13 protein-coding genes and 1 tRNA gene are annotated in these 19,177 nt (G+C 73.9%); 2 read left to right on the forward strand and 12 right to left on the reverse strand.

Annotated features, from left to right (window positions below):
* Positions 1–342: 342 nt before the first annotated feature.
* From ACF08N_RS19290 to ACF08N_RS19315, 6 genes are all read right to left on the reverse strand, one after another.
* Complete coding sequence (locus ACF08N_RS19290; protein WP_392325825.1) at positions 343–879, reverse strand: hypothetical protein; 537 nt, start codon at positions 877–879, stop codon at positions 343–345.
* A gap of 385 nt (positions 880–1,264) precedes the next feature.
* Positions 1,265–2,509 (reverse strand): hypothetical protein, encoded by a 1,245-nt coding sequence (locus ACF08N_RS19295; protein WP_392325826.1) that lies wholly within the window; start codon positions 2,507–2,509, stop codon positions 1,265–1,267.
* Positions 2,510–2,585: 76 nt separating this feature from the next.
* On the reverse strand, positions 2,586–3,095 hold the full coding sequence (locus ACF08N_RS19300; RefSeq protein ID WP_392325827.1) for a SigE family RNA polymerase sigma factor: 510 nt from the start codon (positions 3,093–3,095) through the stop codon (positions 2,586–2,588).
* Positions 3,096–3,160: 65 nt separating this feature from the next.
* Positions 3,161–6,094 carry a BTAD domain-containing putative transcriptional regulator gene (locus tag ACF08N_RS19305; protein ID WP_392325828.1) on the reverse strand — a complete coding sequence of 978 codons (2,934 nt, stop codon included), beginning with the start codon at positions 6,092–6,094 and terminating at the stop codon, positions 3,161–3,163.
* A 22-nt stretch (positions 6,095–6,116) separates the two neighbouring features.
* Positions 6,117–6,776: a hypothetical protein gene (locus ACF08N_RS19310; protein ID WP_392325829.1), complete on the reverse strand. Its 660-nt coding sequence runs from the start codon at positions 6,774–6,776 to the stop codon at positions 6,117–6,119.
* A gap of 363 nt (positions 6,777–7,139) precedes the next feature.
* Complete coding sequence (locus ACF08N_RS19315) at positions 7,140–7,364, reverse strand: hypothetical protein (RefSeq protein WP_392325830.1); 225 nt, start codon at positions 7,362–7,364, stop codon at positions 7,140–7,142.
* Between the two features lie 212 nt (positions 7,365–7,576).
* Here ACF08N_RS19315 and ACF08N_RS19320 point away from each other — a divergent pair, with 212 nt between their 5' ends.
* A complete protein-coding gene (locus tag ACF08N_RS19320; RefSeq protein ID WP_392325831.1) occupies positions 7,577–10,144 on the forward strand; it encodes a polysaccharide lyase family 8 super-sandwich domain-containing protein in 2,568 nt (855 codons plus the stop codon).
* A gap of 7 nt (positions 10,145–10,151) precedes the next feature.
* Here ACF08N_RS19320 and ACF08N_RS19325 read toward each other — a convergent pair whose 3' ends face one another.
* Positions 10,152–10,733 carry a histone deacetylase gene (locus ACF08N_RS19325; protein ID WP_392325832.1) on the reverse strand — a complete coding sequence of 194 codons (582 nt, stop codon included), beginning with the start codon at positions 10,731–10,733 and terminating at the stop codon, positions 10,152–10,154.
* Positions 10,734–10,877: 144 nt separating this feature from the next.
* The gene (locus ACF08N_RS19330; RefSeq protein ID WP_392325833.1) at positions 10,878–11,600 is read right to left on the reverse strand and encodes a flavin reductase family protein; all 723 of its coding nucleotides are present in this window, start codon (positions 11,598–11,600) and stop codon (positions 10,878–10,880) included.
* Positions 11,601–11,666: 66 nt separating this feature from the next.
* Here ACF08N_RS19330 and ACF08N_RS19335 point away from each other — a divergent pair, with 66 nt between their 5' ends.
* The gene (locus ACF08N_RS19335) at positions 11,667–12,407 is read left to right on the forward strand and encodes an ArsR/SmtB family transcription factor (RefSeq protein ID WP_392325834.1); all 741 of its coding nucleotides are present in this window, start codon (positions 11,667–11,669) and stop codon (positions 12,405–12,407) included.
* A gap of 76 nt (positions 12,408–12,483) precedes the next feature.
* Here the strand turns inward: ACF08N_RS19335 and ACF08N_RS19340 are convergent.
* The 4 genes from ACF08N_RS19340 to tmk form a co-directional block, all read right to left on the reverse strand.
* Positions 12,484–12,557: transfer RNA gene (locus ACF08N_RS19340), tRNA-Thr, on the reverse strand.
* A gap of 130 nt (positions 12,558–12,687) precedes the next feature.
* A complete protein-coding gene (locus ACF08N_RS19345; protein ID WP_392325835.1) occupies positions 12,688–14,220 on the reverse strand; it encodes an alpha/beta hydrolase in 1,533 nt (510 codons plus the stop codon).
* A gap of 130 nt (positions 14,221–14,350) precedes the next feature.
* Positions 14,351–15,556: a DNA polymerase III subunit delta' gene (locus ACF08N_RS19350; protein ID WP_392325836.1), complete on the reverse strand. Its 1,206-nt coding sequence runs from the start codon at positions 15,554–15,556 to the stop codon at positions 14,351–14,353.
* Between the two features lie 428 nt (positions 15,557–15,984).
* Complete coding sequence (gene tmk, locus ACF08N_RS19355) at positions 15,985–19,161, reverse strand: dTMP kinase (RefSeq protein ID WP_392325837.1); 3,177 nt, start codon at positions 19,159–19,161, stop codon at positions 15,985–15,987.
* Positions 19,162–19,177: the final 16 nt, after the last annotated feature.

Consider the following 19,177-nt stretch of genomic DNA (forward strand, 5'->3'; position numbering starts at 1 on the left):
CGACAAATTCGGCGCCTTTTTCTGTCAGGTGGCGGCGAATCCAGAAAGTATCGGCCCTACCTGGTCAGGTCGCGCGGGCAGAAAAAAGCCGCCCGTCCTTTTTCCTTCGGGAAAGAGCACGGGCGGTATTTTTCGTCGGGAGGGCTAGGGGGTGTCTCGCCGATCAGGCCGGATCAGTGAGCGGCGTCCTGCGGCCCCGGATCCAAGGCGGAGGAAGGAGACAATGGCGGAGCCATGGCGACCGACGACAACGCGGGAGACGGGGCCGCAGGGCGTCGCGAGCCCGGCATGATCGGCGAGACACCCCCTAGGGGGTGTCCGGCCCAGATCCGCCGGACACCGCTAGGCCACCGGCACCGTGCTGCGGCGCCGGCGCAGCGCACCCTGGCCGAGGACGACCCGGTCGGCCGGCAGCACCAGCAGCATCTGGTCGGTGATCCGGCCCGTGAGCGTCACGCCGGTGCGCTCCAGCTCGAGCACCGGCACCTGGTCGCCCAGTCCGAACCGGGCCCGCTCCTGGGCGTAGGGCAGCCGGCAGCGCAGGTCGTCGACCAGCTGGAGCGGCTCGTCCCAGCGGCGCAGCGGCCACAGGGCGGGGACCTGCGGCACGGACACCGCCCGGGGCAGCCAGATCCGCGCCGCGCACAGCAGGGTGCCGCCGACCCGGTAGCCGAGGCCCAGGCGCAGGCCGAGGACTCCCTCGCTCCCTTCCTCGGCGTCGCCGACGGCCCATTCGGGTGCCGGGCCGACCTCGGCGTCCAGCGCGTCGACGGACACGTCGTACCCGGCCGACTCCAGCGCCTCGACGACCGGGTCCGTCCATACGGCGCGGATCCACGCCGCCTCGTCGAGCGGCAGCCGGACCGTGCTCTCTTCCATCCGCATCATGTTCTTCTTCCCCGTGGACGCGCGGCGGCTGCCGGTCGTACCGGAGCCCGGCCGCCCGGGTGGGCTGCCGGACCCCGCGGCCACAATTGGTGACGAACGATCAACATACTGTGGAGCAAGGCGCGTTGGCGAGGAGGATCGGCCCCTCCTGGGAGCCCGGTCGGTCAGGCCCCGGCCCGCCCACGGAACTCGGCGGTGCTTCGTGGGCAGCGACTCTGCCGGGGCGGGCGCGCCGCGGACAAGCGCAGGCGGCCGACCTTGTCATATGCCCGGGCGGGGTGGTGTCGGGCGCCTCCGGCCGGCCGGCAGCGGGGGTGGCAGGCCGCCCCGGCCGGCCGGCAGGGGTGCCTGCGGGCCGTCCGGCCGCGCGCCGGCGTCACCCCCGCGGCAGCCACTTCTCGTCCAGGGCGATGGCCCGCAGCTGCTCCATCGTCAGGGCCGGCCGCTCCCGGCCGGCGTCCTGCCCCTGACCGGGCGCGTTGAACGCCGTGATCACGACACGGAACCCGTCCGGCCGCAGTGTGTCGACCGTCCAGCCGACGACCCCGGCACCGCCCTTCTGGTCCGGATCGGCCTCCTGGCCCTCCTTCACCCGCGTGCCGTCCGGCAGCGGCTCGGCTCCGGCGAATTCGGGGGCGAGGTCGTCCATGCGCGGCTGGACATTGATCTGGACGAAGCTCCCGCCCTTGCCGTCGTCGACGACGACGAAGCCGTACCCCACGTCACCGCCCTTGTCGGTGACCTCCAGGCCCTCCGGCATCAGTTCGGTGAGCGTCCTCGTCATGTCCTCCCCGGACAGCTCACCGGGCCGGGTGTCGTCCGCCGGCGGCGCGCCCGCCTCGGCACGGAACTCCTTCATCAGCGGCTGCCAGGAGGCGTCCGTGACCAGGGCCTTCATCTGCTCGGCGGTGAGCGGCGGCGCGGACCGGGTGATCTCGCCGCCCTTCTCGGCCGGGGAGTCGTACTCGCTCGCGTCGACCAGGACGCCCTGGGGGGTGACCATGGTCGCCCGCCACTGCTTCGCGCCCTCCCCCCGGTCGTACACGAAGCCCTTGATCAGCATGTACCGCGAGCCGTCCGCGAGGGTCTCGGCCGTGCACCCGTCGTGGTCGACGAGCGCCTTGGAGGGGCAGGTGACGTAGTCGTCCGCCATGTCGCCGTCCGGCTCGACGGTGTTGAAGCCGAACGAGATCTGCGCCTGCCCCTTCCCGTCGTCGAAGACGACCGCGGCGTACGGCATCGAGGGGCCGACCTTGCTGCTGCCGCGGCCGCCCTCGTGGACAACGTCGCCTGCCGGCAGCAGCGCCTTGAGCGCGCCGATCATCTCTTCGGCGGTGACCGCGCCGTCGGTCTTCTCCACCGACAGCTGCGGGACCTCCCCCGCGGAGGCGACGGAGCCCTTCCCGCCGCCGTCACGCTCGCCGATCACGCCGGTCGCGTACGTACCGGCCAGGCCGACCGCAGCAAGCGCCAGCGCGCTGCCGGCAACGGCGGCGCGGCGCACCCCCTGCTTGCGGCGGCCCCGGCGCAGTCCGCCCTCGACCAGCGCGCGCCGGTTGGCGGGCCGGATGCCGTCTCCGGTGCGATGCAGCGCATCGCCGAGTTCGTCCTCGAAAGGCATGGGGAACCACACTCTCTGCTCGACGGGTACGAAAGAAGTCGAAGGGAGCGCGCCGCACGTCCGGCGCGCCCCGTGCTCAGCGGGCGGCGAGGTCCACGAGGCTGCCGCCCAGGTGTTCGCGGAGCTTGGCGAGCGCGCGCACGGCCCTGGTGCGCACGGCTGCCGAGCTGACGTTCATGGCGTCCGCGGTCTCCTCGATGCTGCGGTCCTCCCAGTACCGCAGCACCACCACGGCGCGGTCCTTCGCGGACAGCCGCCCGAGCGCGCCGAGAAGGGCGAGCCGCAGCTCAGGGTCGTCACCGGACAGCCTCACGGTGTCCGGGAGTTCGCCGACGGGACGCTCGGACGCCGAGCGCCGGCGCTTGTGCGTGAGGAAGCAGCGCACGAGCACGGTCTGGGCGTAGGCCGCCGGATTGTCGATGCGGGAGGCCCTCCCCCAGAGCAGGTACATCCGGCCGAGCGTCTCCTGCACGAGGTCCTCGGCGAGATGGATGTCGCCGCTGGTCAGCAGGCATGCGGAGCGGTAGAGGTGCGCGGCACGGCTCGCCGCGAACTCTCTGAACTCCTCCGCTCGGGACGCTCGCATGTCCGTACCCACTCCCCCTCGATGACGTCTTCACCCACTCGACGCGACGGCACGGCCGAAATGTTTCAGGCCCCGTCCGCGAACCGGTGGTCGGCCTCCTGCGGGGCCGCTCGCGGCGCGGGCGCGTCGGCCTCCGTCGCGGTCGGGCACAGCAGTTCGCGCAGTTCGGCGAGAGTCTTGCCGTGCGCGCCGTCGAACGCCTCCAGCGTCCGCACCGCGGCCCGCCACTGCTCCCGCGCCTCGCCCACCCGCCCGGCCGCCCGCAGCAGCAGCCCCCGCTGGTGCCGGGCCAGGCCCACCATCTGCGCGTCGGCCCGCACCTCGGCGCTCTCCAGCAGCCGCGCGCACTCCTCCGCCGCCTCGGCGTCGCGGCCGAGTCCGCGCAGGGCCCGGACGAGCCCGACACGGCCCTGGGACTCGCCGTGCCAGGGCCCGTCGTCGCCGAGGATGCGCAGGCACTCCTCGAAGTGGCGCAGGGCGGCGGCCGGTTCGCCGAGCGTGAGATGCGCGTACCCGATGTTGCAGTGGGAGGTCTGGACGAGTACGTCGCCGCCGAGCCGCACCCCGATCTCCAGCGCGCGCTCGTGGTAGCCGATGGCGGCCCGGGCGTCCGAGTGCTCGTAGAGGTTGCCGAGCGCGATGAGGACGACCCCCTCTGCGTACGCGTCGCCGATGCGGTGGACCAGCTCCAGGCTCTCCCGCAGCACCTCGGCCGCCTCCTCGTGCCGCCCCAGGGCCTCCAGCAGGAGGCCCTGGTTGCTGAGGCTGCGCTGCATACGGCGGTCGTTGCCAAGCGTGCGCCAGGCCGCGAGGGCTTCCTCGTTGAGCGGCAGGGCGCGGTCCGGGCGGCCGCTGAGGAAGTGCAGCCCGGCGAGGTCGCTCAGCGCGTTCGCCTCCGACTCGGCGTCGCCGTGGGCGCGGGCCGCGTCGAGGGCGATACGGCCCACGACTGCGAGCTCCTGGAGCCGGCCGCGGTGCCGCAGCAGGATGGACCAGGCGCGGACGAGGAGGGGGACGGTCCGGGAGGCGAAGGCGTAGCGCTCGGTCAGCGCGACCGCGTTCACCACCTCGGCGTCGCACCAGGCCAGCGCCGTGTCACCGCAGGAGAAAGGTTCCGCCTCGCCGATCGGCTCGGGCAGGCGCAGTTCGGTGTCGGAGCCGACCGGGGACAGCGTCAGCGCCGCCTGCCGGGCCCGCTCCCCGTACCACCGCAGCACGCGATCGAGCGCCGCCTGCGTGCCGCCCGCCCGCTCGGCCAGCTCACGGGCGTAGTCCCGTACGAGGTCGTGCGGGACGAACCGGCCGTACGACACCTCCTGGAGCAGGGCCACCTCGACCAGCCGGTCCAGGGCCGCCACCGCCCGCGGCTCGTCGGTGTCCATCAGCCGGGCCACGGCGGGCACGCCGTACTCCGGCAGGTCCACCGCGCCCAGCCCGCGCAACGCGAGCGCGGCATCGGGATCCAGGCCGTCGTGGGCCACGGCGAGCGAGCCGCGCACGCTCAGATCGTCGTAGTCGAGGTGGTCGAGCCGCCCCGCCTCGGCGTCGAGCAGTCCGGCGAGCACGTCCGGCGTGAGCGCACTGCGGGCGGCGAGCCGGGCGCCGACGACCCGCAGCGCCAGCGGCAGCCGCCCGCACAGCTCGACCAGCCTCTCCAGCCGCTCGTCCGGACCGCGTCCGGAGACCGCGCGCACCAGCTGCTCGCTGTCACCGGCGCTCAGCGGACCGAGGGGAAAACGCTCGGCGCCGTCCAGGGCCGTCAGCGGGGACCGGCTCGTGACGACGACCGCGCACCCCGTCCCGGCGGGCAGCAGCGGCCGCACCTGCGCCGCGGACGCTGCGTCGTCCAGCAGGAGGAGCGTCCGGGTGGGGGCGAGGACCGAACGCAGCAGCGCGGTCGCCGCGTCGGGCGCCTCCGGTATCTGCCGCGGCCCGACGCCGAGGTCCCTGAGCATTGCGGCAACGGCCTGGGACGCCTCCAGTGGGGGGACGCCGGGGGTCGCGCCGTGCAGATTGAAGTAGAGCTGGCCGTCGGGGAACTCCTCGCGCAGCGTGTGCGCGACATGCGCGGCGAGGGCGGACTTGCCGACCCCTGCCATTCCGGAGACGACCACGACGGCTCCGCCCCTGGTGAGCGCGGTGCGCAGAGCGGCGACGGTCTCCTCGCGGCCGGTGAAGTGCGCCGGGCTCGGCGGCAGTTGAGCGGGCGGCCGCCGCTCGGGCACCGGGGGCGGCAGCGGCTGCGGTGGCGGCGGCGTCGCGACCGGGCCCCGCAGCACCTCCTCGTGCGCCTCCCGCACCGCCGGCCCGGGGTCCACGCCCAGCTCGTCCACCAGGGTGCGGCGCAGCGAGCGGTACACGTCGAGCGCCTCGGCCTGCCGGCCCGTACGGTGCAGCACCAGCATCAGCTGCCGGTGGAACGCCTCCCGCAGCGGGAACTCGGCGACCAGCGCCGCGAGTTCGGGCCCCAGGCCGTCGTGCCGGCCGAGGGCCAGCTCGGCGTCGTAACGCCACTGCAGGAGCAGCAGCCGCGACTCCCGCAGCCGCTGCGCGAGTGCGGGCTCGGCCTCGTCGGGGCCGTACACCCCGGCCAGCGGGCTGCCCCGCCACAGCGCGAGGCCGTCCCGCGCGGCGGCGACCACCGCGGCCCAGTCGCCGCGGCCGTACGCGGCCCGCGCGGTGCGCACCTGCTCCTCGAACACCTCGGTGTCCAGCTCACCGGGCGCCACCCGCAGCACGTACCCGGGCGCCACGGCCCGCAGCCGGCCCTCCTCCGCGATGATGCGGCGCAGCCGGGTCACATGGTTGTGCAGGGAGGCATGGGCGGAGGCGGGCGGTTCGTCCCCCCACAGCGCGGCCTTCAACTCGTCCACGGGAACCACCTTGTTCGGGCGCAGCAGCAAGGTGGCGAGCAGCGCGCGGACTTTGGCACTGCCCAGGTGCTGCGGCTCACCCGCGGCGTCGTGCACGGCGGGCGCGCCGAGCAGACCGAACCGCATCGTCTTCCTCCCCGTACCGTTCCTAGCGATGTTGGCCGTTGTTGGCCGGATCGCCTGATATCGGACTGGGTCCGGTTGCACCCCGAACGGTCTTGGGTGCGGGGAACAGCGCGGGCTGGTCACCTCGGCGCGCTCGGCTCTTGCCGCCCTCACGGGGCGTGCCCGGCGTCCTGGGTGGGCTCGTGGTCCCGCGTGCCCTGGGTGCCGGCCGGGCTTCGAGCAGGGCCAGGCGGCGCTGCTTCTGGAAGCGTTCGGCCTGATCGGCGTAGCCGCGCACCCTGCCCATGCGCCGCCCGCACGGCACCGCGAGACGCTGCCGGATCTTCCGCACCGAGCGGAGCAGAGCTGTGCGTTCCGCGTGCAGGCAGCGCATGCCGAGCTGGTACTGGTCCTCCGAGGCACGCGTGATCGCCCCGGCCCACCGGGACGAGGAGTGCCGCGTCAACGCCTTCTTGCGTTCCGCCCGCCGCCTCTCCCGGACCGGCACCGTACCGATCCGGACCCTCTCCGCCAGATCCGCCCGCGCCAGGCGGCCCAGATGCCCACCGACCAGCACCAGCACCTCGGCATCGGCCGGGGACACCCTCAGCCGGTCACGGATACGCGCACCCGACGGCGCGGCCACAGTGAACGGCGCCGCGATCGAACGCAGTTCACGCCTGCCACCACGAGCATCCCGCACCCCGCCCTCCCCCCATGCCTTACAGCGAGCCTAACGACCACCAGCCACCACGCCCGCAAACCAGCACGATTCACCTATGTGGGGTACCCGATGGCCAGCTGTGACCTACAACCCAGCCAAACAGTTGCCAACACGCCCGTCCCTTGGGCGCCTGGCACATGTTAGCGATCTGTTGGAGACGCCTGTTTGGATCGGTTCATCGGATCCGGCCCGCTGGTGCTCGGCGTGGGGAAGCCACACTCGGGGGAGTGTCGCCGCCGCGGCCGGATTCGCGGACAGAGAGAGCCCCGGTCACCTCCGGTGCCGGGGCTCTCGTCCGTTCGTCCTCGGCGGGCCGCCGATGTGAGGCGCCCGGTCGGAGCGTCACGGCAACAGCTCCAGCGGCTCGTACTGGTGCGGTCTGCCGCCCGTCCATTCCACCCACGTCGGGTCCTCCAGCACCACCGCCCCCGCCTCGCCCGACCGGCGGACCAGTTCCAGGACCTCCTCGTCGGAGTGGGCGAGGCCCATGATGCGTCCGCGCACGGTGACGCGCCGGCCGCCCGAGGGGGAGATCCGGTGCACGACGATCGGCGGGTTCCCGGCCATGGCCCCAGCGTGCGCCGCGCGCCGCGCCGGTGCCAAGCCCAGCGGCCTTCCGCAGCGCACGCACGTCTCCCGCCGCGCCAGGCCGAGCCCGGCAGGCCCGCTGCCACTACCGTGGACAGAGGTGCCCGCCGCTGCCGTTGACAGGGGTGGTCGCCGTTGCTTGGATGCGCGGCAAGCGCTTTCCCGGCGTCCCGGCCGACCCTGGAGCCCAGGTGCATCTTTCGCGTCGCACCCTGTTGTCCCTGTTTCCCGCGGTGGCCGTGCCGGCCGCGGGCGAGTCCCGGGCCTGGGCGGCGGCCCGCCGGGCCCCCGAGGGCGCCCTCTCCGACCACGCCGCGCTGCTCCGCAACACCACCGCGGTCTTCGCCGGAACCGCCGAGTCCAACGCCCGGCCCGAAGTCGCGCCGAAGCTCGCCGCCATCGCGTCCACGGCCCGGGCCCGGCTCACCGCGATGGACGACGCCGGACCGGGCGAGCTGTTCAAGGGCGTCCCCCTCGGGACGAGCGACCCGAACCTGAACAGGTCGTTCCAGTACCTGTACGAGATCGCACTCGCCACCCGCACTCCCGGCTCCGCCACCTCCGGCCTGCGGGACGATCCGGCGGTGCGACGACGCGTCGTCGACGGCCTGGTCCATCTCCACGACACGTACTACGGCGACCAGTCGAAGGGCTACTACGGCAACTGGTTCACCTGGGAGATCGGCATCTCCGCCCACGTGAGCAAGATCCTCGCCCTCCTCAAGGACGACATCACGGCCCTCGAACCGGGCCTCCCCGCCACCTACGTCGCCTCGATGGACGCCTATCTGCGCAACGGCAAGGACGGCGACGTCGACCTCGACTCGCGGTTCCACACCGGCGCCAACCTGGCCGACATCACGACGAACCGGATCCTCCAGGGCGCCGCCCTCGGCGACGACGCCCGCATCCGCAAGGCCGTCGCCGACCAGCTGACCGTCTTCGCGACGATCGACCCGTACGACCTGCGGCACGGTGTCACCGACGGGTTCTACGCGGACGGCTCCTTCGTCCAGCACGCCTCCGTCGCCTACACGGGCTCGTACGGCAAGGGCCTGCTCACCCGTGTCGTCCAGACCGTCAAGATCCTCGACGGCACCGCCTACGCCCCCGGTGAGGACCTCACCGGCACCGTCCGGCGATGGGTGACCGACGGCTTCGCCCCCGTGATCTTCGAGGGCTGGATGATGGAGATCGTGAAGGGCAGGGGAGTCTCCCGGACCACGACCGGCTACAGCGACGTCGCCGCGGTCGTCGAAGCCGTCGTCGACCTCTCCGCGTACGCGACCGGCGTCGGCGCAGGAGCCGGCTCCGGCGCCGACGCGCTCGCGGCCTACGTCAAACACGTCCACCGGTCCTCGAAGTCGCCCCTGGACCCCACGGGCTTCGTCTCGCCGGTCAGCATCGCCCGATACGCGGACATCCTCGCCTCACCGGTCCCCGCGAAGGACCTCGCCCCCGCCGCCCACCACGTCGCCTTCAACGCGATGGACCGGACCGTCCACCGCCGCCCCGGCTATGCCTTCGCGCTGGCCCGCAGCTCCGAACGCATCAGCAAGTACGAGTACATGAGCGGCGAGAACCTGATGCCCTGGTTCCAGGGCGACGGCGCCCACTACCTCTACCTGTCGGGCGAGGACCAGACCGGGTCGTACGGTGTCGACTACTACACCGCCGTCTCCCCGTACCGCCTCGCCGGCGTCACCGCCCCCGTGGAGGCCCGCCGCACGGTCCCCGAGCTCTACGGCGGCCTCTGGTACGACAACCCGGCCCGCGGCTTCACCGCGTCGTCGGAGTCGCAGAACACCTACGTCTACTTCCCCCGCGCCACCAACGCCTTCTCCGGCGGCGCCCGCCTCGGCGCCTACGGCGCGGCCGGCATGGTCCTGGCCGACGACGTCCCGTGGACCGCGAAACAGGCGGGCACCCTCCCCGACGACTTCGTGGCCTACCGCAGCGCCCGCGCCACGAAGTCGTGGTTCCTGCTCGACGACGAGATCGTGGTGCTCGCGGCGGGCGTGGGCGACCCGGCGGGCCGCGCGGTGACGACCACGGTCGACGCCCGGATCGCGGCCCCCTCGGACACGGTCGCGCTCACCGGCGGGCTGCGCGACGGCAGCCCGTGGTCGGGCACCGGCACGGCGCCCCTGGCATGGCTGCACTACGCCAACACCACACGCGGCACGGCGGTCGGCTACGCCCTCCTCGACGGGCCCGACACCACCGCGGCCCTGGAGACCGTCACCCGCAGCCGCCGCGTGGTCCGCCAGTCGAATCCGGCGACCCCGGTGACGAAGCAGGTCTTCACGCTCTCGATCGACCGGCCCCCCGCCGCCCCGCCCACGGCCATGGCCTACGTCCTCGTCCCGAACGCCACCGCCCGCCGGACGGCCTCCTACGGGACGGGCCCGCTGACCGTGCTGACCAACACGCCCACCGCGCAGGCCGTCCGGCACGCGCACCTGGGCCTCGTCGCCGCGAACACCTTCACCCCCGGCACGCACCACGTGGAACGCCTCACCGTCGACGGCCCGGCCTCGGTGCTCGTCCGCCGGTCCCCCGACGGCACGACGACGCTCGCGGTCGCCGACCCGACGACGCGGCGCCGGACGGTCACACTGCTGCTCCACGGCCCGGCCCTGCGCCCGGTCACGGCCGACGAGGGCGTCCGGATCACTCCCGCCCCCGGCGGCACCCGCGTCGAGGTGACGACCCACCAGGCTTACGGCCGCAGCCTCACGGCGACGCTGCGCCGGTGACGTGCCGTCAGTCCGCCGCGATGAGCGCCGCGATGGTATCGGCGGTCCAGTGCCCGGCCGCGCCGGGACATGTGGCCAGGTAGGCGGCGATCTCCTGGGCACCCCACGCGCCGGACTCGCTCAGCCCTGCGGCCAGGTGCTGCACGTACGGCGCGGAGGGCTGCCGCAGCACCACGTCGGTCACCCGCCACGGCGCCGTGAACGTGATCACCGGGATGCCGTGGAGCGTCCCCGGACACACCAGCGTCTCGTAGCGCCCCGCGCCGAGCACGGAACGACCGAGGCTCATCGCCTCGCTCAGGTCGAGATCGGCACCGGGCTGCCGGTACATCTCCTGCGCCGCGATGTCGGACAACTGCCCTGCCGTGATGAGGTGCGCCCGCGCCCAGACGAACCCGTCGGCCGACGGGTCGTAGAACCCCCGGCCACCGGTCCAGACCGGCGACTCCGTGGCGAAGTACACGGTCCCCGGCAGCACGACGGGCACGGAGCGCTGGGGCCCGGTCCTGTCCCGGCACCCCGGGTACGTCCGCGCGGCTCCGGGCGGCCGCCCGCCCACGAGGTAGTAGTGCAGGCGGGCGACGTGCATGTTGGATCCGTAGGAGGCGTACCAGACGTGCCCGGTCGCCGGCCCGCGAGGAGGCCCCGGAACCACGAGATGAGGCGCCGCCATGGCTGCTCCGCGGTCAGGTCATGGCGGATGGTGTACGGGCCCCCGGCGGAGCCCGTCTCATCACGCGCGAGGGTCGGTGTCCGGCCCCGAAACTACCGAACCCCGGCTCTGCGCCGATCCCCATTCCGACGAGGCACGCCGCAAGGCCGCCGTCTCGGAGCGGAAGCCGTGGCCCAACTCCGGTGCCAGAGCGTGGTAGTGACGGAAGTTGTAGATGAGCGGGCTCCACGCGCCGGGGTCGATGTGTTGGGTGCCGGGGACCACGATGGACGCGGCGGCGTGAACGCGTACGACCTCGCACTCGATCACCCGGAAGTGGCCGTCCGCCCCGCCCGGTGTCATCGACCGTACCCGGGCCTCGAGTTGGAGCGGACACTCCACCACACGCGGCGGGGCCACCACCTCCGAGTCCTCCGACTTCAGCCCCGCGGCGCCGAATTTGTCGGGCTCGTAGCGGTAGACGGCCTTCTTCGCCTCCGGCACCGGGTCGGCCCCGGTGAGCGGGGCCAGGGCCTCCACCGTCTGCCACAGGTCCGGCGAGGGAAAGTTGATCACCAGTTCGGGGCGGGTGTCGAGATTACGGGCGGTGTGGCTGTCGCGGCCGAGGCCCAGGACGACGCTGTGGCCGAGGGCCCAGGCCGAGGACATGGGGGCGAGATTGGGGCTGCCGTCGTCGTTCAGGGTGGTCAGCAGAGCGACGGGGGTGCCGAAGTAGAGGATGCTCGGGGATATCCGAAGATGCCGGTCGCCGGCCTGCGCCGTCTCGGCTGTCGTGGTGTTCATGGTCCGGAACGCTAGGGCGCCGACACTTCGGTGGGCGCCGAAGGGAACGGCGGCCAGAATGACGGCGTGACCTCCCCATGGACCGTCGACAGCCCGGACCTCGCCTCCCTCGCGAGGCTCCTCGCGGACCGCACCCGCGCCGCGATGTGCCTGGCACTGCTGGACGGCCGCGCCTGGTCGGCGACTGAGCTGGCCCGGCACACGGGCGTCGCGGCATCCACCGCGACCGGGCACCTCCACCAACTGGTCGCGAGCGGTCTCCTCTCCGAGGAACGCCAGGGGCGGCACCGGTACGTGCGTCTCTCGGGCCCCGCCACCGCCGAGATGATCGAGAGCCTGGCATCGCACGCCCCCCTGCGCGCGACACCGGTCCGCTCCCTCAGGGACACCCACCGCCGCCGCGCCCTGGCCCACGCCCGTTCCTGCTACGACCACCTCGCGGGCACTGTCGCCGTCGCCATCACCGACGCGATGACCGAACGCGCCCTGCTGGCCTGGGACTACGGCCCCGCCCTCACACCGGCAGGACGGGACTGGCTGCACACCCTGGGCATCGCCGACCACGACTCGGGCACCGGCCGCGCCCACGTCCGCAGCTGCCTGGACTGGACGGAGCGCCGCCACCACCTGGCGGGCGCACTGGGCGCCGCGCTCCTGACCCACGCCCTGGCCTCCGGCTGGGCTTCGCGCCGGGGCACCACCCGCGTGATCGCCCTGACGTCACAGGGACGCACCGCGCTGCAGGAGCACCTGGGCCTGCCGGACGAGGTGCTGCTGCCCCCGGGAGACGCCACGGGGACGACGTGATCGAGCCGGGACCGAACGAAAGTTCCGGACACGCAAAAGGTCCAGGTCAGCGGATACTGACCTGGACCTTCACCGGAGCCGCCTTCGGGATTCGAACCCGAGACCTACGCATTACGAGTGCGTTGCTCTGGCCAACTGAGCTAAGGCGGCGCGCTACCGGACGAGACACCCGTCCCCGCGGGGACACGCTCTCATCAGCAGCGGCGCCAAGTCTACAGGGTTCTTCGGGGTGCCCCGAACCACCTCCGGCCGCACCCCGTACCGGCGCCCGTCCGCCCGCTCAGCAGCGCTTTCCGTCCGCCGGGGGTGTGCCCTCCAGGAGGTAGGTGTTGATCGCCGTGTCGATGCAGTCGCTGCCCCGGCCGAACGCGGTGTGGCCGTCGCCGTCGTAGGTCAGCAGCCGGCCAGAGGACAGCTGCTCGGCGAGGCTCCTGGCCCACTTGTACGGAGTGGCCGGGTCGCGGGTCGTGCCGACCACCACGATCGGGGCCGCGCCCTTCGCCTCGATGCGGTGGGGCTTGCCGGTGGCCTTCTCCGGCCAGTGGCCGCAGTTCAGGGAGGCCCAGGCGAAGCCCTCGCCGAAGACAGCGGACGCCTTCTCGAACTCCGGGACGGCCGCCTCGACAGCCTCGGGCCCGTCGAAGGCGGGCGGGAGGTCGAGGCAGTTCACGGCGGCGTTGGCGAACATCAGGTTCGCGTACGAGCCGTCCGCCTCGCGCTCGTAGTACATGTCGGCCATCGCCAGCAGCGAGGCGCCGTCGCCCTCCTGGGCCGCGGCCAGCGCCGACCGCAGCTGGGGCCAGACGCCCTCGTCGTACATGGCCGCGATCACCCCGGTGGTGGCCAGCGACTCGGTGAGCTTCCGGCTCTCGCCGGTCGGTGCGGGGGTGGCGTCCAGCTTCTCGAACAGCGCCTTGAGGCGGGCGGAGGCGTCCGCGGCGGACGTCCGGCCGAGGGGGCAGTCGGCCTGCTTGACGCAGTCCTCGGCGAAGGACTGGAACGCGGTCTCGAAACCGGCCGTCTGGTCGCGGTTCATCTCGCGGGCGGGCAGCGAGGGGTCCATCGCGCCGTCCAGCACGAGCCGGCCGGTCCGGTCGGGGAACAGCTCGGCGTACGTCGCGCCGAGGAAGGTGCCGTACGAGGCGCCGACGTAGTTCAGCTTCTCGTCGCCCAGCACCGCGCGGACGACGTCCATGTCCCGCGCCGCCTCGACGGTGGAGACATGCGGAAGGACCTTGCCCGAGCGCTTCTCGCACCCTGCGGCGAAGTTCTTGTAGGCCGCCTCCAGCTTCGCCCTCTCGCCGGCGTCGTCCGGGGTCTGGTCGGTCTGCGTGTACGTGTCCATCTCGGGGCCGGTGAGGCACTCGACCGGTTCGCTGCGGGCGACGCCGCGCGGGTCGACGGCGACCATGTCGTAGCGGGCGCGAACCGGTGCGGGGTAGCCGATGCCCGCGTAGTTCTGGAGGTAGCCGACAGCCGACGCGCCGGGCCCGCCCGGGTTGACCAGGAGGGAGCCGAGCCGCTTGCCCGGGCCCGTGGCCTTCTTGCGGGCGACCGCGAGGTCGACGGTCTCGCCCTCGGGGTCCGCGTAGTCCAGCGGGGCCTTCACGGTCGCGCACTGGAAGCCGGGCACACCGCACGAGCGCCAGGCCGGCTTCTGCCCGTAGAACCGCTCGAGGTCGGCGGAGGGGGCCGCCCGGCCCGACGGCGAGGAACCGGGAGACGAACCGACGTCACCGCTGCAGCCGGAGACGAGCAGGCCGACCGTGGCCAGGGGAAGGGCGAAGGTGCGGAGCAGGCGCCTGGTGTCCATCCCCGGAGCGTAATCCCCGCAGAGCGCCGTTGCCCGTCGGTACTCGCACGGGTGACGTGGTCAACCCTGGCGTGGGGTGGCTGTGTCGCCCGGCCGGGGCCATGGCGTCAGCCCGCGCGCGGCATCGGCGTCAGCCCGCGCGCAGCGCCATCGTCATCGCCTCGACCGCCAGCAGCGGGGCCACATTGCGGTCCAGGGCGTCACGGCAGGCGACGACGGCCTCTATCCGGCGCAGGGTGCCCTCGGGCGTCGAGCCGCGGGCGATGCGGTCGAGCGCGTCGCGCACGTCCTCGTTGGCGAGCGGGACCTGCGAGCCCAGCTGGAGCGCGAGCACGTCGCGGTAGAAGCCCGTCAGGTCGGTGAGCGCGAGGTCCAGGCTGTCGCGCTGGGTACGCGTCTTGCGGCGCTTCTGCCTGTCCTCCAGCTCCTTCATGGCACCGGCCGTGCCACGTGGCATGCGGCCGGTCGCGGAGGCGCCGAGCGCGGCCTTCAGGTCCTCCGTCTCCTTGACGTCGACCTCCTCGGCCATCTCCTTGGCGTCCTCCGCCGCCGCGTCGACGAGCTCCTGCGCGGCCTTGAGACAGCCGCCGATGTCCTCGACCCGCAGCGGCAGCTTGAGCACGGTCGCGCGCCGGGCGCGGGCGCGCTCGTCCGTGGCGAGCCTGCGGGCGCGGCCGATGTGGCCCTGCGTGGCCCGCGCCGCCGCGGCGGCGACCTCGGGCTCGATGCCGTCGCGCCGGATCAGCACGTCGGCGACCGCGGCGACCGGCGGCGTACGGAGGGTGAGGTGGCGGCAGCGGGAGCGGATGGTGGGGAGCACGTCCTCCAGGGAGGGCGCGCACAGCAGCCACACGGTGCGGGGGGCGGGCTCCTCGACGGCCTTCAGCAGGACGTTCCCCGCGCCCTCGGTGAGGCGGTCCGCGTCCTCCATGATGATCACCTGCCAGCGGCCGCCGGCCGGGGAGAGCTGCGCGCGGCGCACCAGCTCGCGGGTCTCCTTGACGCCGATGGAGAGCAGGTCCGTGCGGATCACCTCGACGTCGGCGTGCGTCCCGACGAGGGTGGTGTGGCAGCCGTCGCAGAATCCGCAGCCGGGCACGCCGCCGAGGGCCCGGTCGGGGCTGGTGCACTGCAGGGCGGCGGCAAAGGCCCGAGCGGCGGTGGCCCGCCCCGATCCGGGGGGCCCGGTGAACAGCCAGGCGTGCGTCATCTTCGAGGCGGCGGGGACGGGGGCGCCCTGGGCGTGCGCGGTGACGTGGGTGTCGGCGTCCCGCGCGGCGGCGCAGAGCTGCGTCTGGACGCGCTCCTGGCCGACCATGTCGTCCCAAACGGCCATGTGCCGTCACCGCCCTTCCGTACTGCGGTCTCCCATTGTGGAGGAGCGCTCTGACAACGCGTCCCACACGGTCGACCGGGCCGGTGCCGACTCGCCACCACCCGCCTCGCGGCGCACACCGGTCCGCCACGCCCGGGGAACGCCCCGTTGCCGGGCCGATCAGCCGTCCTGCCTGGTCCAAGGGGGCGCCGCGCCTGGCGTGCGGGAGGCACCCCTACGGGTCGGGCAGCCGCTTCGTCCCCACCGACCGGGCCCATACGTTCGCCGCGAGGCTCCGGCCCGGGGGCGCGCGCCGCGCCTGGCCTGCGGGAGGCCGGACCCGCGCGCGGCCCTACCGAGGCGCCGCGGCAGGTCAGACCCGCGCAGGGAGCCCACTCGGGCGCCGCGCCCGCGCGGAACGCGCCCCGCGCCGGAGCGCGCCCGCCCCCTCAGCGCCTGCGGCCGCGGCCGCCGCGGTCGTCGTCGTCCTCGTGCGGGCCGAGCAGTTCGTCCGCCAGGGTCGGGAGGTCGTCCAGCGGCGTCTCCTCCGCCCAGTCCGGGCGGGCACGCCGGCCGCCCTGCTGCGGGTCGACCTGAGGCAGCTCCCGGGTCCGCTCGTTCGGGCTCTCGGCGCCCTCGGCGCCCGCAGGGCGCTCGTCGCGGAAGAAGCCCGGCGGCACCCGGTCGGCGGGGTCCGCGTCCTGGCGGGCGTCCCGGACCGGCGGCAGTACCGCCGTCTCGTCGGCCGCCCTCGGATCCTCCACGGCCGGCAGCACGGACGTCTCGTCCTCCGCCCGCGGGTCCACGGCCGGCAGCACAGACGTCTCCGCCTCGTCCGGGACCTTCCGCAGCAGCGTCGTCTCGTCGTCCCCCTGGGCCGCGCCCGGCCTCGGGACCTCCTGCGTGATCTCGTCGGGACCGGCCGACGGGCCCTCCTCGGGCCGCACGACCGGCGTCGGCACCGTGATCTCGTTCGCCGACTGCGAGGACGCCGCTGCCGCCGCTGCGGCGGCCGCCTCCGCGGCCCGCCGCGCCTGCTCGGCCTTCAGCAGCGCCTCTTCCGCCTTGCGCTGCTTCTCCAGCCGGCGCGCCTCGGCCTCGGCCCGCAGCCGGGCCTCCTCCTCGGCCTGGCGGCGCAGCCGCTCCTGCTCCGCCTGGCGGGCCTTCTCCTCGGCCTCGCGGCGGCGGCGTTCCTCCTCCGCGCGCCGGCGCGCCTCCTCGGCACGCTGCCTGGCCTCCTCGGCCTGGCGCTCGGCCTCGCGCTGCCGCGCCTCGTCCTCCTCGCGCCGCTTGCGCTCCTCCTCCTCGGCGCGCAGCCGTTCGAGCTGCTCCTGGCGCTCGTGCTCCAGGCGCTCCTCCTCCGCCTTGCGCCGGGCCTCTTCCTCGGCCCTGCGCCGGGCCTCCTCCTCGGCCGCCCTGCGCGCCTCTTCCCGGGCCTTGATCTCGGCGTCGGACAGGGGAAGCATCTGGTCGAGCCGGTGGCGCACGACGGTGGTGACGGACTCGGGCTCCTGGCCCGCGTCGACGACGAGGTAGCGCCCGGGGTCGGCCGCGGCCAGGGTCAGGAACCCGGCCCGCACCCGCTGGTGGAACTCCGCAGGCTCCGACTCCAGCCGGTCCGGCGCCTCGGTGAAGCGTTCGCGCGCGGTCTCCGGGGAGACGTCGAGCAGCACGGTCAGGTGGGGTACGAGTCCGTCCGTCGCCCAGCGCGAGATCCGCGCGATCTCCGTCGGCGAGAGGTCGCGGCCCGCGCCCTGGTAGGCGACCGAGGAGTCGATGTAGCGGTCGGAGATGACGATCGCGCCGCGCTCCAGTGCCGGGCGGACGACCGAGTCGACGTGCTCCGCGCGGTCGGCGGCGTACAGCAGGGCCTCGGCCCGGTTGGACAGTCCGGCACTCGACACGTCCAGCAGGATGGAGCGCAGGCGCTTGCCGACAGGGGTGGCACCGGGCTCACGGGTGACGACGACCTCGTGGCCCTTGGCGCGGATCCACTCGGCGAGTGCCTCGACCTGGGTGGACTTGCCGGCGCCGTCGCCGCCCTCGATGGCGATGAAGAATCCGTTCGCCGCGGGCACCTGCGCCGGGTCCGCGCCGCCGCGCACCGCGTCGCGCAGATCGCGGCGCAGCGGCACCCCGGACCGGTCGTCGGTCTTGGCCAGCACGACCGCGGCGACGGGCAGCAGCAGTGCGCCGACGAGCATCAGCGTGAACGCGGCCCCGCCGTGGGCGAAGACGAAGTCGCCGCTCGCGAGCCGGTGCGGTCCGATCGCCGCCGCGAGCAGCGGGGCCGCGATCGCGGCGAGCCCGATGGCGACGCGGACGACCGCCTGGAGGTGATCGGTGATGCGGGGGCGGCGGAAGTCCTCGGTCTCCTGGTCGATCAGGGCGTGTCCGGTGTTCGCGGCGACACCGGCCGCGAAGCCGGCGAGCGCCGCGATGAACAGCACGGTGGCCGTGTCGGGGACGAGCCCCATGGCGAGCAGGGCCACGCCGGTCACGGTGAGCGCGAGGGCGAGCAGCCGCCGCCGCGACAGCGAGGGCAGTACGGCCCCGGCCGCGCGGATCCCCGCTCCGGTGCCGCCGATGAGGGCAAGGACGAGCAGCGCGAAGGCTGCCGGGCCGCCGCCGAGGTCGACGGCGTGGAGCACGGCGACGGCCGTCGCGGAGGCGATGGCTCCGGTGACGGCGGCGCAGGCGATCACGAAGAGCGGGATGCTGCCGGTGCGCCCCTTGTCCACGCCGCTGCCGGTCGACGGGCGGCGCAGGCCCTCCAGCGGCGAACGCGGCCGGGGCGTCTGCGCGGCGGGCAGTTCCACGAAGTACAGCGTCGACACGGACGCGGCGAACAGGCCGGCCGCGAGGTAGGAGGCGAGCGCGGCCTGGTGCAGCGTGAACCACTCGATGCCCGACCCGAGCAGGTTGCCGATCAGCGTGGCGACGAGCAGGACGGCGGCCGCGGCGGGAACGACCGCGAAGGCGGTGCGCAGCCACAGCCTGCGCAGCGCGTCGAGGTGATCGGGCAGCGGCCGTACGGCGGCGCCCTCCAGGGGCGGCGCGGGCAGCAGCGCCGGCGCGGCTCCCTCCCGGGCGACGGTCCAGAAGCGTTCCGCGACCCCGGCCACGAAGACGGTGATCAGCAGGATCGCGAGGGCGTTGGCGCGGGTCCAGTCGATCCACAGCGGCGCGACGACGAGCAGCGCGACCCGCACGGCGTCCGCGCCGATCATGGTCCAGCGTCGGTCCAGCGGGCCGTTCGGCTTCGCGGTGAGCGAGGTCAGGGGGCCGAGCAGGACGGCTCCGAACAGCAGCGTGGCCAGTACGCGCGCGCCGAGCACGGCCGCGACGGCGAAGGCCGCTCCGCGGTAACCGGTCCCGAACGTGCCCGACGCCACGGCCGCCTGCAACGCCAGCAGCATCAGGACGAGGACACCCAGTGCGTCCCCGATCCCGCCGACCACCTGGGCGTTCCACAGCCGCCTCAGCGGTGCGTGACGCAGGAGGGCGCGCACGGCGCGCTCCCGCGAGTCGGCGGCGAGTGCGCCGGAATCAGATGCGTCGGAAGCAGTCTCTGCAGCGGTCCTCGTGACCGCCTGCTGCTCGGCTGGCTGCTCGGCTCGCGTCATCCGCCCAGCCTATCCG

Source organism: Streptomyces sp. NPDC015127 (genome assembly GCF_043080095.1).
GTDB lineage: Bacteria > Actinomycetota > Actinomycetes > Streptomycetales > Streptomycetaceae > Streptomyces.

What these genes read in the sequence shown, in the direction of transcription:
- tmk (WP_392325837.1), bottom strand. Translation starts at nt 19,161, where the DNA reads ATGACGCGAGCCGAGCAGCCAGCCGAGCAGCAGGCGGTCACGAGGACC.
- ACF08N_RS19295 (WP_392325826.1), bottom strand. Translation starts at nt 2,509, where the DNA reads ATGCCTTTCGAGGACGAACTCGGCGATGCGCTGCATCGCACCGGAGAC.
- ACF08N_RS19305 (WP_392325828.1), bottom strand. Translation starts at nt 6,094, where the DNA reads ATGCGGTTCGGTCTGCTCGGCGCGCCCGCCGTGCACGACGCCGCGGGT.
- ACF08N_RS19300 (WP_392325827.1), bottom strand. Translation starts at nt 3,095, where the DNA reads ATGCGAGCGTCCCGAGCGGAGGAGTTCAGAGAGTTCGCGGCGAGCCGT.
- ACF08N_RS19330 (WP_392325833.1), bottom strand. Translation starts at nt 11,600, where the DNA reads ATGAACACCACGACAGCCGAGACGGCGCAGGCCGGCGACCGGCATCTT.
- ACF08N_RS19290 (WP_392325825.1), bottom strand. Translation starts at nt 879, where the DNA reads ATGGAAGAGAGCACGGTCCGGCTGCCGCTCGACGAGGCGGCGTGGATC.
- ACF08N_RS19325 (WP_392325832.1), bottom strand. Translation starts at nt 10,733, where the DNA reads ATGCACGTCGCCCGCCTGCACTACTACCTCGTGGGCGGGCGGCCGCCC.
- ACF08N_RS19350 (WP_392325836.1), bottom strand. Translation starts at nt 15,556, where the DNA reads ATGGCCGTTTGGGACGACATGGTCGGCCAGGAGCGCGTCCAGACGCAG.
- ACF08N_RS19315 (WP_392325830.1), bottom strand. Translation starts at nt 7,364, where the DNA reads ATGGCCGGGAACCCGCCGATCGTCGTGCACCGGATCTCCCCCTCGGGC.
- ACF08N_RS19345 (WP_392325835.1), bottom strand. Translation starts at nt 14,220, where the DNA reads ATGGACACCAGGCGCCTGCTCCGCACCTTCGCCCTTCCCCTGGCCACG.